The 10,109-nt window shown below is 46.3% G+C and carries 11 protein-coding genes and 1 riboswitch; of the genes, 2 read left to right on the top strand and 9 right to left on the bottom strand.

All coding sequences use genetic code 11. The annotated features are described in order from the left end of the window. Positions 1-181: 181 nt before the first annotated feature. The 5 genes from BM021_RS13805 to gcvT all read right to left on the bottom strand — a co-directional run bounded on the left by BM021_RS13805 (position 182) and on the right by gcvT (position 5,681). Entirely contained in the window at positions 182-1,117 is a 936-nt protein-coding gene (locus tag BM021_RS13805) for a carbohydrate kinase family protein (protein ID WP_090721591.1), read from the bottom strand. Between the two features lie 122 nt (positions 1,118-1,239). After that, entirely contained in the window at positions 1,240-2,691 is a 1,452-nt protein-coding gene (gene gcvPB / locus BM021_RS13800) for an aminomethyl-transferring glycine dehydrogenase subunit GcvPB (protein ID WP_090721590.1), read from the bottom strand. A 46-nt stretch (positions 2,692-2,737) separates the two neighbouring features. Then, a complete protein-coding gene (gcvPA, locus tag BM021_RS13795) occupies positions 2,738-4,090 on the bottom strand; it encodes an aminomethyl-transferring glycine dehydrogenase subunit GcvPA (protein ID WP_090721589.1) in 1,353 nt (450 codons plus the stop codon). A 66-nt stretch (positions 4,091-4,156) separates the two neighbouring features. Next, entirely contained in the window at positions 4,157-4,546 is a 390-nt protein-coding gene (gene gcvH / locus BM021_RS13790) for a glycine cleavage system protein GcvH (protein ID WP_090721588.1), read from the bottom strand. 43 nt (positions 4,547-4,589) lie between these two features. Beyond that, the gene (gene gcvT, locus BM021_RS13785) at positions 4,590-5,681 is read right to left on the bottom strand and encodes a glycine cleavage system aminomethyltransferase GcvT (RefSeq protein ID WP_218147874.1); all 1,092 of its coding nucleotides are present in this window, start codon (positions 5,679-5,681) and stop codon (positions 4,590-4,592) included. A 47-nt stretch (positions 5,682-5,728) separates the two neighbouring features. Continuing rightward, a riboswitch (glycine riboswitch) is annotated at positions 5,729-5,829 on the bottom strand. A 702-nt stretch (positions 5,830-6,531) separates the two neighbouring features. Between gcvT and BM021_RS16310 the strand changes: the two genes are divergently transcribed. Then, positions 6,532-6,864 carry a transposase gene (locus BM021_RS16310; protein WP_256207935.1) on the top strand — a complete coding sequence of 111 codons (333 nt, stop codon included), beginning with the start codon at positions 6,532-6,534 and terminating at the stop codon, positions 6,862-6,864. A gap of 189 nt (positions 6,865-7,053) precedes the next feature. Further along, a complete protein-coding gene (locus BM021_RS13775; protein WP_090721587.1) occupies positions 7,054-7,605 on the top strand; it encodes a CHRD domain-containing protein in 552 nt (183 codons plus the stop codon). A 275-nt stretch (positions 7,606-7,880) separates the two neighbouring features. Here BM021_RS13775 and BM021_RS16305 read toward each other — a convergent pair whose 3' ends face one another. The 4 genes from BM021_RS16305 to BM021_RS13765 form a co-directional block, all read right to left on the bottom strand. After that, the gene (locus tag BM021_RS16305; protein ID WP_256207936.1) at positions 7,881-8,612 is read right to left on the bottom strand and encodes a c-type cytochrome; all 732 of its coding nucleotides are present in this window, start codon (positions 8,610-8,612) and stop codon (positions 7,881-7,883) included. Further along, a complete protein-coding gene (locus BM021_RS16300) occupies positions 8,501-8,830 on the bottom strand; it encodes a hypothetical protein (RefSeq protein ID WP_256207934.1) in 330 nt (109 codons plus the stop codon). The genes BM021_RS16305 and BM021_RS16300 overlap by 112 nt, the downstream gene beginning before the upstream one ends. A 57-nt stretch (positions 8,831-8,887) precedes the next feature. Further along, positions 8,888-9,487: a copper resistance D family protein gene (locus tag BM021_RS16295; protein ID WP_256207933.1), complete on the bottom strand. Its 600-nt coding sequence runs from the start codon at positions 9,485-9,487 to the stop codon at positions 8,888-8,890. 381 nt (positions 9,488-9,868) lie between these two features. Further along, positions 9,869-10,109, bottom strand: a 241-nt coding sequence (locus BM021_RS13765) for a transposase (RefSeq protein WP_143074347.1), incomplete at its 5' end; no start/stop codon positions are given.

The raw sequence follows: 10,109 nt of genomic DNA, 5'->3' as shown, positions 1-10,109 counted from the left end.
GAAAAGCTCATATCAATTAACTCAATTGTATGATTAAAAACACTATTATATCATTAATCGCATCTGAAACTGGCTCTGACCGTGCAAAGTTCTCTGCTTTTTTAAGTTTGTAAAATTTGGTCTGCTACACCCATTCTTGGTGGTGCAAATAAATTACATTCTGGAAGATGCGAGATCTACTTCAGAAAATCCGGGTACCAAAATTCTCAAAGTAATATTGGCCAATCTCGTCGCGAGAGAACTGGTGATTCTGTCCGCCGCGCTGGGCGATTTTTAGGGCACCCAGTAGTGAACTGAGTTGTCCCGTAGTTTGCCAGTCCAGATCATTGACGATGCCATACAACAAGCCAGCGCGGTAGGCGTCGCCGCAACCGGTGGGGTCGGCGATTGCTTTGGGTTTGACGCAGGGAATTTCGAATTGCTTGCCATCGGCGTAAATGATGGAGCCTTGCGCACCCAAGGTGATAATCAGCACCTTGGCTTTATTCGTCAGAGACTCAAGGTTGCATCCTGTTCGGTCTTGCAATAATTGGCCTTCATAATCGTTAACGGCGATGTAATCTGCTTTATCAACAAAATCCAGCAATTCCTCACCGTCATACATGGGTAAACCCTGACCTGGATCAAAAACAAACGGGATACCAGCTTCGTGAAATTCCCGGGCATGCTGTATCATGCCATCACGTCCATCCGGTGCGATAATGCCTAGCCGGATATCGTCGGCATCTTTTACGGAATTGAGGTGCGATGCGTTCATCGCACCTGGGTGAAACGCGGTGATCTGGTTATCAGCCAGATCGGTAGTGATGAAGGCTTGTGCAGTGAATGTGTCAGGAACATGCCGTACATGGCTTTGGGTCAAGTTTAATTGTTCAAACCGTGCAGCATAAGGCGCATAGTCATCGCCGACGGTGGCCATCATCACAGGCTCACCGCCCAACATCTTTAAATTGTAGGCGATATTGCCTGCGCACCCGCCAAATTCACGGCGCATTTCAGGAACCAGAAAGGCGACATTCAATATGTGAATTTTTTCCGGCAGAATGTGATTCTTAAAATGGTCCGGGAAGACCATAATGTTATCGTAAGCGATAGAACCGCAGATCAGAGTGCGCATGGTTTTTGATCGTGATGACTAGAAAAAACGGACAGCTACGGCAGGTTCAGAAATTCGGATGATCCGGTAAATCTGCAAATTTCCCGCCGTAATGCTAATAAAATATGATGATTCTCTACTATTTAGGCGCCGGGCCTCCAGGCCAGATCCAGTTCACGCGCTGCTTTGACATCATCCAGCTTGCGCACGGGCATGGTGTGCGGTGCACCTTTTATCATCTCCGGTTGCTGTTCAATTTCCAGTAGGATTTCTTTCATCGCTTTGACAAACGCATCCAGCGTTTCTTTGGATTCTGTTTCAGCCGGTTCGATCAACAAGCATTCGGGAACCAGCAGCGGGAAGTACGTTGTAGGTGCGTGATACCCTTTATCAAGTAGACGTTTGGCCAGATTCATCGCAGTAACACCGGTTTTGTCTTTAATATCTTTCAGTGTGACGATAAATTCATGGCTAGCGCGGCGGTTAGGGTAGGCGATTTCAAAGCCTGCTTTGCGCAATTCGGCCATCAGATAGTTGGCATTCAATGTGGCAAACTGAGAAATACGATGCATGCCGTGCATTCCCAGTAAGCGGACATAGATATAAGCGCGCAGCAATACACCGGCGTTACCCATGTGTGCGGATAAGCGGCCAATCGATTGGGGTTTTTCTTTTTCGCTAACCCAACGATAGGTATCACCTTCCTTGGCAACGATCGGAACCGGCATAAAAGGCAGTAAACGCTCAGCCACGCCCACTGGTGCAGAACCTGGACCACCACCGCCATGCGGTGTGGAGAAGGTTTTGTGCAGATTGATGTGAATTACGTCAAAGCCCATATCTCCTGGTTTCACTTTACCTAGCACAGCATTCAGATTGGCGCCGTCGTAATACAATAACCCGCCAGCTTGATGCACGACACGACTCATTTCCACGACATTTTCCTCAAATACGCCCAGTGTGGAAGGATTGGTCAGCATCAACCCTGCAGTTTGTGGACCAACTGCAGCTTTCAATGCATCTAGATCGACATTGCCATCTTTGTCGGTGGCAATTTCCACGACTTTAAAACCGCACATCACCGCAGTGGCAGGATTAGTGCCATGCGCCGCATCCGGCACAATGATTTCAGTACGGAAAAAATCACCGCGTGATTCATGATAAGCACGAATCATCATCACACCGATCAATTCACCTTGTGCACCGGCCATGGGCGTCAGGCTGACACCGGCCATACCGGTCACTGCTTTCAGAATTTCCTGTAATTCATACATACAAGCGAGAAAACCCTGTCCTGTATCTTCCGGTGCAAGCGGATGCCGCGATAGAAACTGGGGCAGCATAGCCAGTGAGTTACACGCGCGCGGGTTGTATTTCATCGTGCATGAGCCCAGCGGATAGAACTCGGTATCAATGGAGAAATTCTTTTGTGACAGACGGGTATAGTGACGTACCGTATCCATTTCGGAAACTTCTGGCAGTAGCACTTTCGATTTGCGCAGCAGGCTTTGCGGAATCGCGGATTTAGTTACCGGTGTCGTTGGAGACTGAGAATAGTTGCGGCGTCCTGGGCGTGAATGTTCAAATATCAGCATGATGTATGGGTGTAAGCGTTAATTTCTAAATATGGGTTCGAATGGATTAACTGAGCACTTGTTTCAAAGCTTCCGCATAATTATGCAAATCATCCGCGGTCTTGGTTTCTGTAGCGCAGACCAATAGTGCGTTACCCATTTCAGGATAGTGTTCCTGCAAATTCAATCCCGCAAGTATGCCTTTCTGCTTTAGCTTGGATAATACCTCAGCAACGGGCGCGGGCAGGGTTAGCGTAGCTTCGTGGAATATCGGTCCACTGAATACTCTTTTTACCCCTTTTATTTTCTCCAATTGATCAACCAGCTCCAGCGTATTGGCATGCGATTGTGCCGCAACCCGGCGTAAGCCTTCCGGTCCAACTAACGACATGTAAATCGTGGCAGCAGTGACCATCAATCCTTGATTGGTACAAATGTTGGAAGTCGCTTTGGAGCGGCGGATATGTTGTTCACGTGCCTGCAGGGTTAACACAAAACCTTCTTTATTATCCAGATCGGTAGTGCGGCCGATAATACGTCCCGGCATCTGGCGTACCAGCTCATTTTTACAAGCCATAAAACCAAAGTAGGGGCCGCCGCTGGAAAGCGGAATACCTAGCGGCTGACCTTCACCCACAGCGATATCGGCGCCTTTGTTGCCCCATTCACCTGGCGGTGTCAGCAATGCCAGCGCGGTTGGATTCACCATACCAATGGCAAAAGCATTTCTACTGTGCGCCCAGTCGGTGAGCGCATCCACTTGTTCCAGCACGCCAAAGAAGTTAGGCTGCGGAATCACCAGCGCGGCAAATTCTTCATGCACTGAATTTTCCAGGGATTCCGGCAGAATTTGTCCACATTCGGTGCAGAATGGCAGTTCGACTACTTCAATGTTTTGATTGCTGACAATTGCGCGCACGACTTGCCGGTAAACCGGATGTACGGTTTGCGGAATCAGAATGCGTGGTGACGTTTTATGCGAGCGCACTGCCATCAAAGCAGCTTCCGCCAGTGCGGTTGCGCCGTCATACATACTGGCGTTGGATACATCCATGCCGGTCAGTGAAGCCATCATCGACTGGTATTCGTACAGTAGCTGCAAAGTTCCTTGGCTGGCTTCAGCTTGATACGGTGTGTAGGAAGAATAAAACTCGCCACGCGTGGTGATTTGCCACACAGCGGCGGGAATGTGATGCTCATAGGCGCCTGCGCCGATAAAGTTTTGGTAAAACCCGTCTTTTGTCGCGCGTTCCATCATCAGCCGGGCTATTTCCATTTCGCTGAGTCCGGGTGGAACGCCTGTTAGCTGGTCACTGACTAATTCTTTTGGAATTTCATCAAAAAGCTCTTCAATTGTCTTTGCACCAATGCTGGCAAGCATTTCGGCAACATCTTCTTCGGTATGTGGAATAAACGGCATGATTTATTAAAAAACTTAAGGTATAAGGTAGTAAGTGAGAAAATCTAATTTCAATGTGGGATGATTTCAGTGACCTTCATTTTCAACTAATTCAGTATATGTCGCAGCATCCAGTAATCCATCCAGCTCGGCAGCATTGCTGGGTTTTAATTTAAATAACCAGGCGGAGTATGCATCTTCGTTGATTTTGCCCGGCTCATCTACCAGTGGAGAATTAACCGCGGTTACTTCGCCGGAAATGGGTGAATAAACATCAGCGGCTGCTTTGACGGACTCGGCGACAGCACATTCTTCTTTTTGCTTCAGCTCGCGCCCAACTTCCGGCAATTCAATAAATACCATATCGCCGAGCAATTCCTGCGCGTGATGGGTAATCCCAACAGTTACCGTACCATCGGCTTCAGGTTTCACCCACTCATGGGATTTACTATATTTTAAATTTGTTGGAATACTCATTTTTTCACTCCAGATTAAAATAATATTTCGTTACAATTTTCTATTAAACCAATACCTTGCCGTTACGCACGAATGGATATTTTACCACTTTGGCGCGCAGCTTCTTATCGCGTACAACTACACTGACTTCGTCCCCGACGGCTATTTGCACCGGTAGACGTGCCAGGGCGATCGACTGATTCATGGTTGGCGAGAAGCCGCCGCTGGTGATTTCGCCCTGATATTCAACGCCATCACGTTGACCGACTACTTGCTGGTGGCTGCGCAGCACACCGCGATCGATCAATACCAATCCTACCAGTTGTTGCGCAGTAGGGGTGTCTAGCAGTGCCTGCTTGCCGATAAAATCCCGTTCGCTTTTTAAATCAACCGTCCAGGCTAAACCCGATTCCATCGGGTTCCTGGTTTCATCCATATCCTGACCATACAAATTCATTCCAGCTTCCAGACGCAGTGTATCGCGTGCACCTAATCCGGCAGGCGCAACACCGGCAGCATGCAATGCTTTCCAGAACGTTGGTGCATCGGCAGCAGGCAGGATAATTTCAAAGCCATCCTCACCGGTATAGCCGGTGCGTGCAATAAAATATTGATCGACAACCGCTGACTGGAATTGTTTTAATTCTTCCGTCGCAGCTTGCGAGCCAGGAATGACTTGCCAGACTTTGGTGCGTGCGTTAGGACCTTGGACGGCGATCATGGCCAGATCACGCCGCGGTGTAATTTCCAAGTTGGGTGCCAGTTCATCGCGTTGCTTGAGCATCCAGGCAACATCTTTATCGGCGGTACCGGCATTTACTACGATACGGAACCAGGTTTCAGACAGAAAATAGATAATCAGATCATCGATGATGCCGCCTTGCGGGGTCAACATGCAAGAATATAGCGCTTTACCGGGAAGCGTCAGTTTATCGACGTTATTGGCGACCAGGCTGCGTAAAAAACCACGCACATTGTCGCCTTTGATATCGACCGGAAGCATGTGAGAGACATCGAACATGCCCGCATCCAGGCGTACTTTATGGTGTTCGTCTAACTGTGAGCCGTAATGTAGCGGCATATCCCAGCCACCAAAATCCACCATTTTGGCATTCATGTCCCGGTGGGTTTGATTAAGGGGTGTCATTTTCAGCACGGATTCTTCTCCCGAAAATAAAAAAAGCCATTTTATTGCAAATGACTTCACGCCCCTCTGTCCTTTTTACCTGAGAGATTTACAGAATTGAATCTGTGTGCCCCTTCGGTGGCCAAAAAATTTCTCGGCACTCTCCAGATTGCCTGTCACAAGCGGTTTTCAGGGAGCAAGTTTGGCTTGGCCTTGCCTGAGCGATTCCGGGGGGGTTACGCCTTCGGCGGCGCTTAATAGATTAAATAGCGCACTCTCCTGCTTGGACCTAAATGGCAGAGTGCGAACTATACCGAGTAACAGCAGTTTATACAAGCGATTTAGCTAGATTTTCTGATCATTTTCAAGATTGCACCAGATCTAAATAAGATTGCTTATTTGTATGATTATTAATAATTATTATTAACATCCGCTTTGCTAATATTACTGACTGCAGTTGTTTATGGAATGTTATTGATAAATAGAATAATTCGCTATTAGATTTTCTATTTTGGATATTGAAGTACAGATGGATTTCAGATCGCTTTGGGCTGGTTATTTCTGCCTCTCGATTGCGCGCATAATTCAGTCGAGTATATAGTCCCTATGATGAGCTGGTGATATACATACCTAAGACTCCTGTACAACCTCTCCCGTCAGCGTAATAACCAATTAAAATAGTGACAAGTAAAAGCCAGTTGGAGCAAAAAATGCAGATGAGTTTTGGAACACTGGAATTGGCACAGTGATTGAAGCGAGACAGTGTGTTAATGAAGATTGATGCCCTGATTGACTGGGAGAGGAGTTACGTCCGAATCTTACGGGTTTATACAAGCGCGAGTTATCGCATGGTGGAGGACAGGAACCATTTGATGCGCTGATGATGTTCAAAGCGACACTGCTGGGTCAATGGCATAGTTTGTCGGATGCCGCGTTGGAGCAAGCGCTATGTGTGCGGCTTGATTTTTTAAAATTTTGTGGTTTGTCCTTATCGGATGAGATACCGGACGAAACCACCCTGTGTCGGTTCCGTAATCGCCTGATAGCCAACGATAGGCTGGATGTTTTTCTGGTCTCTATCAATGAACAGCTTCAATTACACGGATTGATGATCAGGGGTGCAACAGGAGCGGTAATTGATGCCACGCTGATTGAGTCAGCAGCACGCCCTAAAAAAGAGCATCCTGTTCTGAACATGAGATTTTTACATTAATTTCGTTAAAGCGCGCACAGAAGAAGTTCTGTTAATTTGCCATCATTATTGTGGTCACTAAATTTGGTGACTACGTTGTAGATAAAGTAAGAGGTTGAATTAAGGTAGGTTGCTTGTCTGAAGTTCGTTTAGTTCGTGCTATTTTTGTAAGAATACCAGGCAAAGTGGTTTTAATTAGGAGAATAGAACATGAAGAAACTCTGTAATATTAAGCTTTTTTTATTAGCAACTTTTCTTTTTTTTATTGGCTCAAACGTTGTATATGCTGCAGATGAATTAAAATTCGAAGGATTTTTGACCGGTGCCCAAGAGGTTACTAGTCCGGCAGGCGGAGTCGTTACTGATACGAGTGGTGTAATAGAAGTTGAATTTGATAAGGGGTTATCGCAAGCGCAATTTCGCCTCAGTGTGAGTAATGGCACAGGGCTCACACAAGCGCATCTTCACTGTGCATCCGCAGGTGTGAATGGGCCAGTTGTGGTTTCTCTCTTTGGCCCTGCGGATCCGCCAGTGGATGTGGGTGAAGGCTCCACAGAAGGCATCTTGGATAATAGTAAGATTATAGTACCATCAGATACTGAAGCATGCGATGTGCCGGTTAATAACATTGCTTCTCTGGCTTTCGCAATACGAGCAGGAAAAATTTATGCTAATGTGCATAGCACGGATTTCCCTAATGGCGTGGCTCGAGGACAGTTACTTCCCAAAGAAGATGATGACGACGATTTAAATCCGTTCTAAAACGGGCTGATTCTATCTCATGATCTAACGAATGGTTTGGATGCTGGGATAATGTACAGCCCTTCTTTTAAACGGTATCCGTTTTACTGGGCAGAAATGCCCAGTAAAATACGAGAAATTTTTTAGAAATAATGTGGCTGCGAACCCAGCATTCACCATCTACGCTTTCTCATTTACCTAATAGCTGAAATTCAGTGGGCATGGTCGCCAGGCGGTGGCATGATTTCGCCCTCCTGATTGAGTTGTATCAATTGTAGTGTCAAAGCACCTATATTTTACCAACCATATCCTTCGAATTGAGCTACCCATCGGGCACGCAAGTATCCGAAACGATCAGTTATAAATTCCATGTGCCCTAGAAACATCCCCTTACCCATTAAATCAGGAACGGTTCTTACCCTGCGATATAGCCAGTAGCTATTTTTGATTTCCGACCAGCCTTCGGTCACTACAGGAAAGGGAGCAGTATCGGTGATTTTTAGCAATTCCTGCTCATCGAGTGAGCGTATGGGAACTGCCAGAATTTCAGTATTGAGAGCACGGATTTCGTCATAGGCAGCTTTTAATTGATTTAAGCGCTGCTGAGATTGCGGCCAGGAAAATAAAACCAGCAGTACATTCTTTTGTAAACGGAAATCTTTTAAATTGCCACCGGACCCATCTTGTGCAGAGTAGGCAAAAACTGGTGAAGCGACAGCTGGATTCTCCGGAACAATCATGCTGCCTAGCAAGCGTGCATCAAAGCCACGTGAAAGTGCATGAAGATAATTGACGAGATCCCAGCGCTCTTCCTCGGACAAAGTCGCAGCAAAACCCGGCATGCCGGTTCCGGGAATTCCATGTGACAGCCAATGAAAAAAATTACCAACAGTATGTCTTGCAGTATGAGGCTCCGTCAGTAAATCTGTTGGTGCTGTTGATAGTGTTGTTGATAGTGTATCTGCTTGCTCTCCATTACCTTTGCCTTGCGGATCATGGCAACCGGCGCAATGCTCGGCAAATAACAGGGAGCCGTTAGAAATTGAAATAGCATCAAATGGAACGGATGGTTTTTGTAGGTTTCAGGATAAGCCTCAATAGCTAGAGGCGGTAAAGCTAGCGCTAAAGCCATAATCGTTAATATACTTGGAACAAGAATTTTTTCCTTTTGGTTCCAGCCAATTTTTATACTAAACCAGATCGTAGCCAGCGCAACTATAAACAGCGCAACCCCAGACCAGACCATCTCCGGTACATTGGATTCCTCCCATGTCGCGTTAATGGAGAAGCGAAATGGATAAGGCTAATTTTCAACAATAGCGTGTTTGGCGGGAAGGGTATTGGCTAATATGGTTGCAAGCAAAACCAGCAGGAGAACAAGGATGAACTCAATATCGACCCATTTTTTTAACTGTAAGACTCCTTTATTTGCTTGCGCTGTTGTATCAGTTTTAGCGAATAACGGCAACCATTTATAGCACGCTTCACAAGCAATCCATAAGATGACTACTAATACCCCCAGCTTGACGTTCAATAACCAGCCGTAGGAACTAGCGACTAAAGCGTGATAATGGTCATCGATCATGCGATCGGCTGCTATTACGCCAGTAATTGCGAGTGATAACATAACAGGCAAAGCAATAATAGAAAATTGCTTCAGGTAGGTTACGTTTAACCCATGTGTCTGATTGGATTCACAGTAACGGTTGTATACAATAAACAAAAAAGCCGGTAATGCGCCAAACCACGCTCCTGCCAGCAGAATATGCAATGCATAAGGAGCAATTGATTTAAATGATATTTCTTCTGCACCGGAATGACTGATGAGCGAACCGGCAATCAGCGTGAGCGCTGCTATAAAAGCACATAATATATAGTGCCAACGTACACGATACGTGTGCAATCATCAGAATGACGATTAAGAGAACGATTGCCCGCAGTGCTCGTGCTGCCTATATGTGCCCTATCCGGGTTTGCTGTACAATTTCGAACTAGGTTGGGTTCCATAGATCGGATGTAATTCCTGTGGCTTCGCTCGTGGTCGTAGCCAAAATACCGAATTATCCTAATAAGGCTATGCTCGCCATCCAGGGAAAGGTTTTTTCCAGGCGGCTTACCCAAAAAGTTTCAAATACAGTTTGAGACCTTTGCAAAAACATAACTTTACCTGAAGCGTATTCAGTTCAGATTTTTTTGTGAGCAATGAAGTACTTTTTGTAAGCTTTTCGCAAAAATTCCAGGGATAATCGCTTCAAACCGATCATTATCGGATTAGACGGGCGGATTATTCCCATGATTGTGCCTGTATTTGCTTGTCGACATACAATTTTGGCAATCTTTTCAGGTTGTAGGCTATGGCTGGTAAAATATGCCAAGCATGTGCTTTGGCGTTACCGCGATAACGCAGTGCCTTGGATCCGAACCATCGTGTCTGGCTGCCGAAGGTTCGTTCTACCACGTAGCGAACTTTGGCAATCAGGCTATTGCGTTGTAATTGTCGTTGCGTTAGTGGTTTGTTCTTGACC

Source organism: Nitrosomonas sp. Nm166, assembly GCF_900112825.1.
In the GTDB taxonomy this organism is placed as follows: Bacteria; Pseudomonadota; Gammaproteobacteria; order Burkholderiales; family Nitrosomonadaceae; genus Nitrosomonas.
The sequence above is the reverse complement of the archived record's forward strand: the minus strand, read 5'-3'. Positions and strand labels throughout refer to the sequence as shown.